14 protein-coding genes are annotated in these 12816 nt (G+C 66.1%); 10 read left to right on the top strand and 4 right to left on the bottom strand.

Going from position 1 to position 12816, the window contains the following annotated elements; all coding sequences use genetic code 11:
• The first annotated feature begins 79 nt into the window (after positions 1-79).
• The 8 genes from LZC95_18035 (at position 80) to LZC95_18000 (ending at position 7473) form a co-directional block, all read left to right on the top strand.
• Complete coding sequence (locus LZC95_18035) at positions 80-1078, top strand: hypothetical protein (GenBank protein WXA98718.1); 999 nt, start codon at positions 80-82, stop codon at positions 1076-1078.
• Between the two features lie 109 nt (positions 1079-1187).
• Entirely contained in the window at positions 1188-2417 is a 1230-nt protein-coding gene (locus LZC95_18030; GenBank protein ID WXB00374.1) for a hypothetical protein, read from the top strand.
• 31 nt (positions 2418-2448) lie between these two features.
• A complete protein-coding gene (locus LZC95_18025; protein WXB00373.1) occupies positions 2449-3498 on the top strand; it encodes a hypothetical protein in 1050 nt (349 codons plus the stop codon).
• A gap of 519 nt (positions 3499-4017) precedes the next feature.
• Entirely contained in the window at positions 4018-4515 is a 498-nt protein-coding gene (locus LZC95_18020) for a transcriptional repressor (protein WXA98717.1), read from the top strand.
• A 30-nt stretch (positions 4516-4545) separates the two neighbouring features.
• Positions 4546-4968: a rubrerythrin family protein gene (locus tag LZC95_18015; GenBank protein WXA98716.1), complete on the top strand. Its 423-nt coding sequence runs from the start codon at positions 4546-4548 to the stop codon at positions 4966-4968.
• A gap of 153 nt (positions 4969-5121) precedes the next feature.
• Positions 5122-6483 (top strand): hypothetical protein, encoded by a 1362-nt coding sequence (locus LZC95_18010; GenBank protein WXA98715.1) that lies wholly within the window; start codon positions 5122-5124, stop codon positions 6481-6483.
• The gene (locus LZC95_18005; GenBank protein ID WXA98714.1) at positions 6480-7067 is read left to right on the top strand and encodes a DUF3501 family protein; all 588 of its coding nucleotides are present in this window, start codon (positions 6480-6482) and stop codon (positions 7065-7067) included. The genes LZC95_18010 and LZC95_18005 overlap by 4 nt, the downstream gene beginning before the upstream one ends.
• Positions 7054-7473 carry an acyl-CoA thioesterase gene (locus LZC95_18000; protein ID WXA98713.1) on the top strand — a complete coding sequence of 140 codons (420 nt, stop codon included), beginning with the start codon at positions 7054-7056 and terminating at the stop codon, positions 7471-7473. Before LZC95_18005 ends, LZC95_18000 begins: the two co-directional genes overlap by 14 nt.
• Before the next feature lie 5 nt (positions 7474-7478).
• Here the strand turns inward: LZC95_18000 and LZC95_17995 are convergent, their stop codons facing one another.
• Positions 7479-8123, bottom strand: coding sequence for a hypothetical protein (locus LZC95_17995; GenBank protein WXA98712.1), 645 nt, complete (start codon positions 8121-8123; stop codon positions 7479-7481).
• 4 nt (positions 8124-8127) lie between these two features.
• Here LZC95_17995 and LZC95_17990 point away from each other — a divergent pair, with 4 nt between their 5' ends.
• Complete coding sequence (locus LZC95_17990) at positions 8128-8436, top strand: hypothetical protein (protein ID WXA98711.1); 309 nt, start codon at positions 8128-8130, stop codon at positions 8434-8436.
• 143 nt (positions 8437-8579) lie between these two features.
• Here LZC95_17990 and LZC95_17985 read toward each other — a convergent pair whose 3' ends face one another.
• The 3 genes from LZC95_17985 to mazG are packed head-to-tail and all read right to left on the bottom strand — an operon-like array spanning position 8580 to position 11555.
• Positions 8580-9578, bottom strand: a complete 999-nt coding sequence (locus LZC95_17985; protein WXA98710.1) for a prolipoprotein diacylglyceryl transferase — start codon at positions 9576-9578, stop codon at positions 8580-8582.
• Positions 9579-9600: 22 nt separating this feature from the next.
• Positions 9601-10782, bottom strand: a complete 1182-nt coding sequence (gene rlmN, locus LZC95_17980) for a 23S rRNA (adenine(2503)-C(2))-methyltransferase RlmN (protein ID WXA98709.1) — start codon at positions 10780-10782, stop codon at positions 9601-9603.
• Entirely contained in the window at positions 10779-11555 is a 777-nt protein-coding gene (mazG, locus tag LZC95_17975; GenBank protein ID WXA98708.1) for a nucleoside triphosphate pyrophosphohydrolase, read from the bottom strand. Before mazG ends, rlmN begins: the two co-directional genes overlap by 4 nt.
• Before the next feature lie 144 nt (positions 11556-11699).
• Between mazG and LZC95_17970 the strand changes: the two genes are divergently transcribed.
• On the top strand, positions 11700-12773 hold the full coding sequence (locus LZC95_17970) for an AI-2E family transporter (protein WXA98707.1): 1074 nt from the start codon (positions 11700-11702) through the stop codon (positions 12771-12773).
• The last annotated feature ends 43 nt before the right edge of the window (positions 12774-12816 follow it).

The following is a 12816-nucleotide window of genomic DNA, read 5'->3' as shown; positions in this document are numbered from 1 at the left end:
ATAAATCCGATTTCGCGACGCGATGACGGATCCTCGGACCTCGGCCCAATCTCCAACAAAGACCCTGTTGGAGGTGCCGATGACCCAGGTTGTGCGTCGTATTTCGTGGTTGGGACTGTGCGTGCTCGCGGCGTGTTCGTCGCAGGATGATGGCTCGGAGCAAGACGACACCGCACTGCAGCGCGCAGAGCAAACGCTGGGCGCGCGATTGACCCCATCGAACCTGCCCGCGAACACCTGCGACACGCCCGGCAAGGGTAACTTCAACGTCCCCGCCGGTGGCGATGCCGTCGTTCTCGACACCGACGCCGCGTGCGACGCACTGGTTCCTCAGGCCGACGGCCTTCCCACGATTTGCGTGCGCAAGTTTGCAAACGTGACCATCGACGGCGTGGTCACGTTGAAGGGTGCTCGTGCTCTCGCCTTGGTGGCCACGCGATCCATGCAGCTGCGCGGCTTCATCCATGGCGAGGACGGAGCCAATGCGCCGCAGCCGCAGGGCCAGCCGCCGGCTCCCTCATCGTGGAACGGCGGCGGGGGTGGCGGACACGTCACCCCGGGAGGCGGAGGCGGCGGAGGTACCGCAGGAGGCGCCGCCTTCGGTCCGACCACGGGCGCTGCCCTCGTTCCGGGCTCGAGCTCCACAGGGCGCGGAGGGGGCGCCGTGCAAGTCGTCTCGTGCGGCACCTTGGACCTATCAGGCCAAATCTCGGTGGAGGGCATGATCGGAGCGCCCGGCATCACCCGCCCACCGTTTCCGGGCGGCGCCACCGGCGGCGCGAGCGCCGGAACCATCGTCGTCGAGGCCGCGCGCGTCACGAACAGCGGCAACGGTCGCCTCGTTGCCACGGGCGGCAACGGCGGATGCGCGGAACTGGGTGTCGACCCGTGCGGGTGCGGCCTTGGCGGCAACGGCACGCGCCCGCCGACGGACGGCATCATGCCTCCCGGCTTCTCGACCGGTGGTGGCGGGGGCGGTGCCGCCGGCCGCATCGTGATCAACGTACCTCGAGGCACCACCGTCCCTGCCCTCGCATCCGATCCGCCCGCGTTCATCGGCGTCATCGGCACGCACTAGGTCGATCGCTCGCAACATTTTCGAATTTGGGTTTTCGCGGATCCCCACTGACGGATCCGCGAAGGCCGGGCCAATCCCCGAGAGAACCCTTCTTTCGAGGTGACTGGTCATGAACGTACGTTACGGCTCGTGGTTGGTGTGCGGTGCACTCATCGCGTGCTCTTCGGCTTCGAGCTCGGTCGGAAACGACCCGACGCCCATCCGAGAAGGCGAAGATCCGACACCGCGCGTCGACGCGGGAGGTGACGCGTCCCCGGCGACCGATGCGGGAAACGACTGTGCCGCAACGCCGGACGCTCGACCAGCCTCTCGGGTGACTCCGTCGAACTTGCCGTCGGATATTTGCGATGTTCCGGGCACGGATGCCCTCGTCGTCCCGGCCGGAACGACGATGTTGCTCGACCCCAGCGGGGCGTGTGATGCGCTGGTGCCGCAAGGCGAAGGCTTGCCGTCGATCTGCGTGCGCAAGTACGCGAGCGTCTCCGTCGAAGGCACCTTGAGTCTCCGCGCAAGCGCGCCCGGTTCGCCGGCGATGGCCATCGTGGCAACGGATGGCTTCACCCTGGCCGCGGGCGGAATCATCGACGGCAGCGGCGGCGGTTCCGCGCAAGAAGCTCCCGCGGCACCGGATCGGCGCGGCACCGGCTACATGGGGCCCTTGTCGAGCGGTGGTGGTGGGGCGGGCCACGTCACACTCGGTGGCGGCACAGGTTCGTGCATGCCGGACATGCCCAACCACTGCAGCGGCATAGCGTACGGGCCCACCACGGGAGCGGCATTGGTGTCCGGCGCCCCCGGAGCGTCCGGAAGCGACGGAAGCTACGCACCCGCGAAAGGCGGGGCGCCCGGTCGAGGGGGCGGCGCCGTGCAGCTCGTATCGTGCGGAGCTCTCCATCTCGCGGGCAGCATCAGCGTGAGCGGAGCCCCGGGCGGTAAGGGCGATAACTTCATCGAGCCTCCGCACGAGTACCCGCACCCGAGCCCGTACGAGGCTGCCGCGGGCGGGGGCGGCGGCGGGAGCGGCGGCACCCTCGTTATCGAGGCCGCACGCATCACGACGTCGGGCGCAAGCCTGCGCGCGGTGGGCGGTGCCGGTGGAAATGGGGGCGATACCTGGCGCGTCACACCTCCGTACGGTGGGGCCGGCGCAGCGGGCGGCGCCGGCGGAACCGGCGCGTCACCTCCCGGCGAGGGCGGTGCCGGGGACTCGCGGAACTACGCCGGCGGCGGAGGCGGAGGCTCGGTGGGCCGCATCATCGTCAACGTGCCCGCCGACGCATCGGTCCCCGACATCGCGTCCGATCCGCCCGCGTCCATCGGCGTCATCGCCACACATTGATTTTCAATTGCACAATACAAGGAGCCTTCTCGTGATGCTTCGCCTTGGTCTTGCGTACTTTGGAGCTGGTGCAGTCCTTCTCGCGTGTTCCTCTCAGGACGGCAATCCGCCGCGCATCGACACCTCGCTGACGGAGGGGCGTGCGAACGAGGCACCTGCGGCATGGACGCCGGCGAACCTTCCCGCTGACATTTGCGATATTCCCGGCAGCACGGACTTCAACGTCGCGGCCGGCGAATCCGCCTCGCTCGACCCCTCCCCGACATGCGATGCACTCATCTCGCAGCCCGATGGCTTGCCGTCCATCTGCGTTCGCAAGTTCGCCAACGTGACCATCGCCGGCAAGCTAACGTCGTGGGGCGACGCCACGCGCGTGCTGGCCATCGTCGCCACGAATACCTTCGCCATCCCCAGCGGCGGCAGCGTCAACGCCATCGCCAGTGGCGGCGACCCCCGGGGTGTCGGCGGACCGGCGCAAGGTGACGGCGCAGGATCCGGAGGTGCGGGGCATATCGGCGCCGGCGCGTCCGGCGGCGATTCCGCCGGCGGCACGGGCGGAATCGCCTTCGGGCCGACGAGCGGAACGCCAGTCGTGACCGGATCCACGGGAGGCTACGGGAACAGCCAATGGGACGGCCTTGGAGGCTATGCCGGGGGCGCGATCCAACTCGTGGCGTGCCACGAGCTCGCCCTTTCAGGCACCGTCGATGCCCACGGTGAGAATGGCTGGAACGGCCGGGACGGATACACGCCGCACGTGAATTATCCGGGTGGGGGCGGAGGCGGTGGGAGCGGAGGCACGATCGTGCTCGACGCTCCCAGCATCACGGCAGGATGCGGCGCCAAACTGGTCGCGGTGGGCGGCTCCGGTGGACGCGGAGGGCACGCCCCCGAGCTGAATCAAGTGGGCGGCCCAGGAGGCGCTGGCGGCACGGGCGCCCAGCCTCCGCAACCGGGCGGCAAGGGCGGATCGGCGAGCGGCGGGGGCGGCGGTGCCATCGGCCGCATCGTCCTTCACCTGCCCGAGGGCGCACCGCTGCCGTCCATCGCATCGGATCCACCGGCCGCCATGGAGCACTGACCCAGCCGCGGCTTTTCGTTCTTCAGCTTTGAAAGCCGTTGACACGGTCTCGGAGTTGGGGCATTCATGATTTGAAAATGAAAGTTGATTTCATTTTCACCTCACACGCGGATGATGCCTCGATGCCGTATGTGGTCCGGCGTAGCCGGAGGCCGATTCGACAGCTCCCGTTTGGGTCGCTCCTCGTCGGGAAAGAGCCCCATGATCGCCTACTCGATTCGACCTCCGACTTCGCTCGACCGCTTCCCCTTCTCCACAAGCATCACCTTGCCGACACCGTTCGGGCCGGTCTCGGCATGTTCTCCATTGCGGTCTTTCCCGGTGCCGGGGTGCTGTACCTCTCCCGGCACCTCTCGACGGAGGTCTATGCGGGCGCGGTGCTCGTTGCTCTGAGCTCGCTCATTTTCGCATTGTTTTGGCGCGCTTAGCTGAACTGTTCCCTGAGCTACCGACCCACAGGATACGTGCGCCCTCCGTTTGCAATTTAGAATCTTTCTCATTACGCTTCCGTGCTGGCGAATGAAGTCCAAGGAAGCAGGCGACCAACCCTCTTCTGCCGGCGAACCGCCGCGGGAAGAGCGCATCGCGCAGATGATGAGCGATTTGCGGACCCTCGGCTTGAAGCTCACGCCGCAGCGGCGCGCCATCGTCGAGCAATTCGCCTGCGATCCCAGCCACCCCACGGCGCAGGAACTCTTCGATCGGCTCCATCGTGAGTTTCCGACGATGAGTTTCGCCACCGTCTACAACACGCTGGACGCGCTCACGGCGGCCAACCTCGCCGGCACCTTGCGGCTCGACGGGCACGCCGCCCGGTTCGATCCGAACCGCATGCCGCACCACCACGCCGTGTGCGACACGTGCGGTGTCATCGTCGATATCCCGGCCGAAACGCTGACCCCGAGCGATGCGGCTGCGCAATCGGTCCGCGAGCGTGCGGACGGCTTTCACGTTCGCGCGGTGGAGCAGGTCTACCGCGGAATTTGCGGTGCGTGCGCCCGAAAAGCACGCGCCTGAGCAGCAGCGAAGAAAAGGAGAAAGGGAGCCATGGGCAAGTCACTTGCAGGAACCAAGACGCTCGGCAATCTGAAGGAAGCCTTCGCGGGCGAGTCGCAAGCAAACCGCCGCTACCTTTATTTCGCAAAGGTCGCGGACGTCGAGGGTTACCCGGAGATCGCGGGCAACTTCAAGGAGACCGCCGACGGTGAAACCGGCCACGCGCACGGCCACCTCGACTACCTCAAGTCGGTGGGCGATCCCGCGACCGGCCTCCCCTTCGGCAACACGGAGAAGAACCTCAAGAGCGCCATCGCCGGCGAGACGCACGAGTACGAGACCATGTACCCGGGCATGGCGAAGACCGCGCGCGAAGAGGGCTTCGACGACATCGCCGAGTGGTTCGAGACGCTCGCCAAGGCTGAGAAGAGCCACGCGGGCCGCTTCACGAAGATGCTCGAAGTTCTCGGATAAATCGACCCGAACGTCCCCCTGCCCGTACACGTACACGTTCCCGTTCCCGTTCCCGTCTCTTTTCGGGAGCGGGAAAGGGAACGTGTACGTGTACGGGATTGGGGTGCGCGAGGGGGTAAGACGCAGCGTTGTCGACTATGGTGGCGCACGAGCATGAGCAAGATCGACCCTCGCCCGACCGAGAAACCCGAGTTCAACCCGAACGAGGAGCGCTACTGGGACGCGCGCGATCTCGAAGGTGAACTTCGTCGCGTCATCGAGATTTGCCACAACTGCCGCATGTGCGTGAACTACTGCGGCTCCTTCCCCGACATGTTCGCGCGCGTGGACCGCGACATCGAGGCAGGTGCGGTGGGTGCCGAGCGGCTCGGATCGGACGACTTCACCAGCGTCACCGATCACTGCTGGCAATGTAAGATTTGCTACATCAAGTGCCCGTACACGCCGGACGAAGGGCACGAATGGCTGGTCGATGTTCCGCGCATCTTGATGCGCGAGAAGGCGCAGCGTTCGCGCCGCAAAGGCATATCGCTGCAAGAGACCGCGCTCGGTGAGCCGGGCGTCATCGGCAGCATGGTGGCCGGGTTCGCGGCGCCGCTGGTGAACTTCGTGAATGCCAATCGGCTCGTTCGCAAGTCCATCGAGCGGGTGGCGGGCATCTCCAGCGAGTTTCCCGTACCGCCGTATGCCAGTGAGCCGTTCGCGAAGTGGCTGCAGCACCACGAGCCGCTGCCCGGGGCTGGAACGGCGGGCAAAGTCGCCCTCTTTTCGACGTGCCTCGGCGATTTCTACTTCCCCACCGTGCCCGCGAACGCGGTGCGCGCGCTGGAGAAGAATGGCTATTCGGTGTTCCGCCCCGAGCAACAGTGCTGCGGAATGCCCAGCCTCGACGGCGGCGATTTGGAGAGCGCGAAGGCCAAGGCGCGATTCAACGTGGCCTCCCTGCACCGCGCGTTGAAAGAGGGATACGCCATCGTGGGTGCACAGCCCACGTGCACGATGACCGTCAAGAACGAGTACCCGGAGCTGCTCGGCACCCCCGAGGCGCGCGAGGTGGCCGCCAACGTCTACGACTTGATGGGCTTCTTCGACAAGCTGCGGCGCGAGAAGAAGTTGAACAAGGAATTCACCAAGCCGCTGGGCAAGATCGCCTACCACGCGCCTTGCCATTTGCGCGCGCAGAAGATCGGCTATCCGGCGATGCGCGTGCTCAATCTGGTGCAGGACACGGAGGTCGAGCTCGTGGAGCAATGCTCGGCGGTCGATGGCACCTGGGGCATGAAGGCCCAGAACTACGAGGAAGGGCGCAAGTACGCGCAGAAGCTCGTTCGCGGCATCGAGGCGGCCGAGGCCGAGTTGGTCGTATCGGATTGCCAGCTCGCCGCGCGCCGAATCCAGAAGGAAAACGGTGTGCAAGCGATCCACCCCGTCGAAGCGCTCGCCAGCGCCTACGGCGTCGCGATTTCGCGTGCATCCGAGGCATCTTCGCGTACGACGGAGGAGGCCACCCGATGAAACCCATAGTCCGCAACGAGATTTTGAGCCTCGGCGATTACGAGGCCATCCGTCCCCACTTTCGCGCGCGCGTCATCGGCGAGAAAAAGCTCCGCCGCGTCAACCTCGGCCCGTACGCGAGCGCGGTGTTCGAGAACCGCGACACGGTGCTCTTGCAGATTCAAGAGATGCTCCGCACCGAGCGCATCACCCGCGAAGCGGCCATCGAACACGAGATTGCCACGTACAACCAGCTCCTGCCCGGCGACAACGAGTTGTCCGCCACCGTGATGATCGAGATCGACGACCGCACCACGCGCGAAGCCTTTTTGCCCGAGGCCAAGGGCATCGAGCAGCACATCGCACTCGTGGTCGATGGCCAGCGGTTCCATGCGACGTGGGATCCCGAGCGCATCCTGCCCGATCGCGCGTCCGCGGTGCTGTACCTGAAGTTCCCGCTTTCCGAGAAGGGCGTCTCGGCGTTCCGCTCCGGTGCCAAGGTCGAGTTGATCGTGGACCATGCGAGCTACCGCGCCAGCGTCGAGCTCCCCGAGGCGGCGAAAAAGAGCTTGGCCGAGGATCTCGAGTCGCATGCTCACCTATGACAGGGCGGTGCGCTTCGAAGAAGTCGACGCAGCCGGCATCGTCTTTTTCCCCATCTTTCTGAACTATTGCCACGATGCCATGGCCGCGCTCTTCGAGCCGCTCGAGGGCGGCTACGTGCGTCTGGTCATGGAACGCCGCATCGGCTTGCCTACGGTGCACGTGGAGGCCGACTACCGCGCCCCGCTCCGCTACGGCGACGTCGCGCGCCTCGAGGTGAAGCTTCTGCACGTGGGCAGCCGGTCCTTCTCGCTGGGGTACACCATCACGCGCGCCGCGGATGGCCTTCCCGTGGCCGAGGTGAAGCACGTCGTGGTCACGACGGATCTCGACGCCATGCGCGCCGTCCCCATCCCCAGTGACATGCGGGCGCTGCTGGTTCGGCTTTCTGCCGCGAGCGCCCCCTAACGGCCCTATCGCAACTGACTCGTGGCCATCGCCGAGAGGAAGCCGACGAGCAGCAAGAGCACCACGGTGGCGATGATCCAAATGACGGAGCGCTTGCGACGGCCACCGTCCAACTCCAGCGGCACGTCGACGGGGCCTCCCGGGCTGGGCACGACGTCGAGATTCGAGGAGCGCGCGGCCGGGGCGGACACCGGCACGAAAGGATCGTTGAAGGACGCCCGGTCCACGACGATGGGGGACGCCACCGAAGAGGGACCGCCGTTGTAGGAAGCGTTGCCCGAGGAGGGCGGCACACCGCCGACCGACACGCGCGAAAGGCGCGTCTCCACGTCTTTCTGCCAGCGAACGAGCGGCTGCATCGATTCCTCGACGACCTCGCGAACGATCGCGCGGATGCGTTCGCGCACCTCGATGGGGATGTGCGTCTGCGAGTAGCGATCGAGCGGCGTCGAGCTGGGGGCCGGCGTGGCGATGATGCGCCCTCGCCCGGTGTCGTCCGGATTCGACGGCGACGAGGACGACGTGCCCGATCCCGCTTGCGCGGCCGTTCCTATCTGCGGGGCAAGCGGTGCCGTCGGCGGGGTCGGTGCCGTGGCGTTGCGCTGCGGGATCGTCTCGTCGGGCGGCGAAGACTCGCCTTTGGAGATCACCCCCGTGACGACCAGATTGCTCTTGTTCGACCCGCCGCCTTCCGGTGCGGGCCCGGGCGAACTCGCAGACGGCGGTGCAGGCGTCGCGGCAGTGGCACCCGGTGCGGGCGGCGGCGGCGGACGCGAGACCAACGTGGTAGCACGCCTGGCCAAGGGTCCCGACGCAGAGGGGCTATGCCCACCACCGCTTGCACGGTCCGGGTTCGCGGGGGGCGTGACGGGCTTGGCGGGGGCCTTCCCGATGGTATTCGCCGCTTTCACGGGCGCCGGGCGCGGAGGCGGAGAGCTCGCGGGACGAGGCGATCGACCTTGATCATTCACCCTACCGAGGGTGCCGTATCAGCACGGAATGCGCCAGAGTTGTGAGACGATTTCACGCGCCCGGCGCATGGCATGAAACGCCGCACATTCGGGCGCCAAAGCGAACCCATCCTTTATTTCCCCGAGGATTTACGCCTAAGCCGGCTGTTTCTCCGGCAAAGGTGCGTCCTGCTCGGGCGCCGCCAGCACGCGGTCCATCGGATCCACACCCCTCGCGTGCATCGCGCGCACGCGGGTGAGCAGCCAAGCGCCAAACAGGAAAAGACCGATGCAAGACCACTGAGCTGGCGTCAATCCGCCGTAGCGCGGATCGGCACCGCGCTCGTCGGCGATGCGCAAGTAGTCCATGGCAAAGCGCACGGGCGCATAGGCGAAGGCGGTCGCCACGACGTACGTGCCCGTGGGCAGCTTCCGACGCCACGTGAGCGCGAAGGCCAGCGCGAGAACCACGGTGAACATCCACTCGAGCAGCCCCAAATCGTAGCGCGGATAGGCGCCGTGAATCAGTTTGATGAACTCGTCCACGCGCGGATGCAGGTTCGAGTCGGGGAACGGATACCCCACCGCAAAGAGCGCATCCGCCGTCGCACGCGCGCCCGGGTGATCGTGCACCACGCTGCAACCGCCGCGGCCGAAGATCCACGCCACGGGAAACACCGAGAGGATCAAATCGCAGAACGGCAGCACCGGCTGCACTTCGGGACGCCGCGTGAACCAGACGACGGAAAACGGCCCGACGTTGAACTTCGGTTTCAGCTCGTAATATTTCCAGAGCAAAACGCCGATGAGGCCTCCGATGAAGCCACCGAACGAGCTCAATCCCTCCCAGAGCAAAAGGAGGGACCAGGGCCGCACCCATTCGAAGTGCCCATTTTCGAATTTGGCAATCTCCGTCGGGTGGTAAAAAATCTCGTCCAGCATGTGGCCGCCCATGAAGCCGGCGACGAGCATCCACGTGATGAACGAATTGAGCTTGTCCAAGTCGAGCCCGCGCTGACGCGCACGCCGCGTCGCGAGGGCCGTGCCGATGAGAACGCCCGTGGCGACCAAGAGCCCGAACGGATGCAGCGGGATGGTCAAACCGGTACCGGGTATCGGGATCGTGATGTCCGAAACGTTGATGTAGGGGAGCATGAAGGGGGACCTGACCTAGACCTCAACTGACGAGGCGTATCTTTCGTTTCGCACCGGCGAGGGCGAGCTGTCCGCAGGCCGCGCTGACGTCGTCTCCGCGGCGGCGACGAATGAAGCACGAGTAGCCGTCGTCGCAGAGCACTTGTTGGAAGGCGAGCACGCTCGAGAGGTCCGGCGGCCCGAGCGCCGAATCGGCAATCGGATTCATCGGGATCAAATTGATTTTGACCGGCAGGCCACGAAGCAGCTTGCTGAGCTTCTTCGCCTCCTCGGCGTTGTCGTTGCGCCCGGCCACCAACGTGTACTCGATGGTGATGCGCCGCCGGCTCGGGAGCGGGTAGGCGCGCAAGGCGCCCATCAATTTGGCGAGCGGGTACTTCTTGTTGATCGGCAGAAGGCGCGAACGCGTCTCGTCGTCGGCCGCGTGCAAGCTCACCGCGAGGCCGATGTTGCCGGAGAAGTCCTGCCCGAGGCGCTCGATCTCGGGCACCAGCCCGCTGGTCGACACCGTCACCCGCCGCGACGACAGCGAGATGCCATCGGGATGCGTGAGCAGCTTCAGCGTGCGCACCGTCGCGTCGTAGTTGTGGAGCGGCTCGCCCATGCCCATGAACACGACGTTGCGGAGCTGCTCGCCCGGATCGAGCCGGCTCTTGCCGAGCAGCACCTGCGCGACGATTTCATCAGGCCCCAAATGCCGTTTGAGCCCCGCCTGCCCGCTCGCGCAGAAGACGCAGCCCATCGCGCAGCCGACCTGCGTCGAAATGCACTGGGTTACGCGTGCGACGTTGTCCACGGCCTCGTCCTCGTCCTCCACCGCGGCCGCCGCGTCGGCGTCTTCCAGAACATCGCCTGCAGGACGCGTCGGATCGGGCAGCGAGCTCTTTCCCGCGGTCACGTTGGGGATGAGCACCGTTTCCACCGTCGCACCGTCGCGCAGCTTCACCAGGATCTTGCGCGTGTTGTCGGCCGACCGCCGCTCCTCGGCAATCGATACCACCGGGCCGACACCGCCCTCGGCGAGGGCCTGGCGCATGCTGCTCGGCAGATCGCTCATCTGGCTCGGGTCGAGCACACCACGGGCCTGGATCCAGCGGAAGATCTGCTTCCCGTGGTAGGCGCGGCCTCCCATCTTGCGCACGGCATCGCCCCATTCTTCGGGGGTGCGCGCCACGGGCGGGATTTCGGACGACTTCGCAATCATTTTTCGACTTTCGCTTCGGCGGCCTTCGCCTCTTCCCAGTAAACGTCCAAGGTCGCCAGGGGCAGATTGGCTTGGCTACCGTTCGAGCGCGGATCGCCCCAGCCGCCATGCTGCTCTTGAACGCGCCGCTCCACGTGCCCGAAACGGCGCGTGAACTTGTCGATCGTCGCGCGCAGGGCCGACTCGGCGTCGACGTCGATGTGCCGCGCCAAGTTCACCAGCGCGAAGAGCACGTCGCCGAACTCCTCCTCGATGGCCGCTTTTTCGCCGCTGGCGATGGCGCGTTCCAGCTCACCGATTTCCTCGCTCACCTTGGCGCGCGAGCCCTTGGCATCGTCCCAATCGAAGCCAACGCGCGAGACCTTCTCGCCAATGCGCTGCGCCCGCGTCAGCGCGGGCAAGCTTCGCGGTACGCCGGCCAGGATGGGGCGGCCCTTCTTTTCCTCGGCCTTGATCTTTTCCCAGTTGGCCAAAACCTCTTTGGCGTCCTCCGCCTTCACGTCGCCGAACACGTGCGGATGGCGGTGCACCAGCTTGTCGACGATGGCCGCAATCACGTCGTCGATGGCAAAGGCGCCTTCGCTGCGCGCAAGCTCCGCCTGAAACACGATTTGCAGCGCCAGGTCGCCCAGCTCTTCGCGCAGCTGATGGCGATCTTTCCCGTCGATGGCATCGATGACCTCGCACGCCTCTTCCAAGACGTAGCGGCGCAGCGTTTCGAACGACTGCTCGCGATCCCACGGGCAACCATCCGGTCCAAGGAGGCGCTGCATGACCGCAACGAGGCGCGGGAGCGTACCTCCGTCTTGATCCGGAAGCGGGGGAACGGGCCTGGGTGCGTTTTCGTCGAATCGGGGCGGCATCGGGTCGCGGCGGTTGCTCTAGCACACGCGCGAAGGATACGGTCTTTTGGACCGATGGAATCGCGGGCTCATCGATACCTCACCTGGCGTCGAACCTGGATCCTCCTGGGCGTGCTCCTGGCCGCCGGGGTGGCCTACCTGCTTCGCGGTGTCATCGTCCCGCTGTTTTTCGCGTTTCTCCTGGCCTACGCGCTGGATCCCTTCGTGGACCGGCTCGAGGAACTCAAGGTGCCGCGCACGCTGGGCGCCATGCTGGTGATGATTGGCATTTTTGCGCTGGTCATCCTGGTGCTGGTGTACGCCATCCCGCTTTTTCTCGACGAATTGCGCGCCGCCGCGCGGGATCTGCCCTCCCAGTTCGAGGGGCTGGAGAACCGACTCGAGCCGTGGCTGTGGAACACGTTCAAGCTGAAGGTGCCGCATTCGCTCGGTGAGCTCGGTCACACCTTGGGCGAACGGCTCGAAAAACAGGGTCCCGGCCTGCTGAGCGCGCTCGCCCTCGCCCTGTTTGGCACCCTCAGCTACGTCGCCGTCGTCCTCAGCGCGCTCATCGTGCCGGTGTTCGCGCTGTACTTGCTCATCGACTTCGACCGCATCGTCGCCCGCACCGGACAGCTCATTCCGCGCCGCTGGATTGCGCCGGTCACCGACGTGGCCAACCAGATCCACCGCACCCTCGGCGGCTACGTGCGCGGGCAGCTCACGGTCAACTTCGTCCTCGCGGCGCTCTATGCCACCGGCCTTCGCATCGTGGACATCCGCTTGGCCGTGGCCATCGGCGTCATGACCGGCATGTTGGCCTTCGTTCCGTACATCGGCTTCTTCACCGGTCTGTTCATCGCCCTGGCCATGGCCACCCTCGATTGGCACGGGCCGGGGCGCCTCCTCGGTGTGCTCGCCGTGATGGGCGGGGTGCAGCTGCTCGATGGCTTGCTGATCACACCGCGCATCGTCGGACGGTCGGTGGGCCTCGCGCCCTTGGAGGTGCTCATCACCATGATGGCCGCCGCCTCCCTGTTCGGGTTTTTGGGCGTCTTGCTCGCCGTTCCGCTGGGCGCGGTGGTGAAGATCCTCATCCAGCGCGTGGTGCGGGTTTACCTCACGTCGGACTTCTATTCGCAGGCCTGACGCAGCGAATCGTCCGGTATTCTTTTGCATAGAAATCGTTCGT

The organism is Sorangiineae bacterium MSr12523 (genome assembly GCA_037157775.1).
In the GTDB taxonomy this organism is placed as follows: Bacteria; Myxococcota_A; Polyangia; order Polyangiales; family Polyangiaceae; genus Pendulispora; species Pendulispora brunnea.
The sequence above is the reverse complement of the archived record's forward strand: the minus strand, read 5'-3'. Positions and strand labels throughout refer to the sequence as shown.

Excerpts from the sequence above, each read along its gene's own strand:
- LZC95_18000 (WXA98713.1), top strand. The coding sequence starts at position 7,054 with ATGCTCACCTATGACAGGGCGGTGCGCTTCGAAGAAGTCGACGCAGCC.
- LZC95_18030 (WXB00374.1), top strand. The coding sequence starts at position 1,188 with ATGAACGTACGTTACGGCTCGTGGTTGGTGTGCGGTGCACTCATCGCG.
- LZC95_17985 (WXA98710.1), bottom strand. The coding sequence starts at position 9,578 with ATGCTCCCCTACATCAACGTTTCGGACATCACGATCCCGATACCCGGT.
- LZC95_18015 (WXA98716.1), top strand. The coding sequence starts at position 4,546 with ATGGGCAAGTCACTTGCAGGAACCAAGACGCTCGGCAATCTGAAGGAA.
- LZC95_18010 (WXA98715.1), top strand. The coding sequence starts at position 5,122 with ATGAGCAAGATCGACCCTCGCCCGACCGAGAAACCCGAGTTCAACCCG.
- mazG (WXA98708.1), bottom strand. The coding sequence starts at position 11,555 with ATGCAGCGCCTCCTTGGACCGGATGGTTGCCCGTGGGATCGCGAGCAG.
- LZC95_18005 (WXA98714.1), top strand. The coding sequence starts at position 6,480 with ATGAAACCCATAGTCCGCAACGAGATTTTGAGCCTCGGCGATTACGAG.
- LZC95_18020 (WXA98717.1), top strand. The coding sequence starts at position 4,018 with ATGAAGTCCAAGGAAGCAGGCGACCAACCCTCTTCTGCCGGCGAACCG.
- LZC95_18035 (WXA98718.1), top strand. The coding sequence starts at position 80 with ATGACCCAGGTTGTGCGTCGTATTTCGTGGTTGGGACTGTGCGTGCTC.
- LZC95_17970 (WXA98707.1), top strand. The coding sequence starts at position 11,700 with ATGGAATCGCGGGCTCATCGATACCTCACCTGGCGTCGAACCTGGATC.
- rlmN (WXA98709.1), bottom strand. The coding sequence starts at position 10,782 with ATGATTGCGAAGTCGTCCGAAATCCCGCCCGTGGCGCGCACCCCCGAA.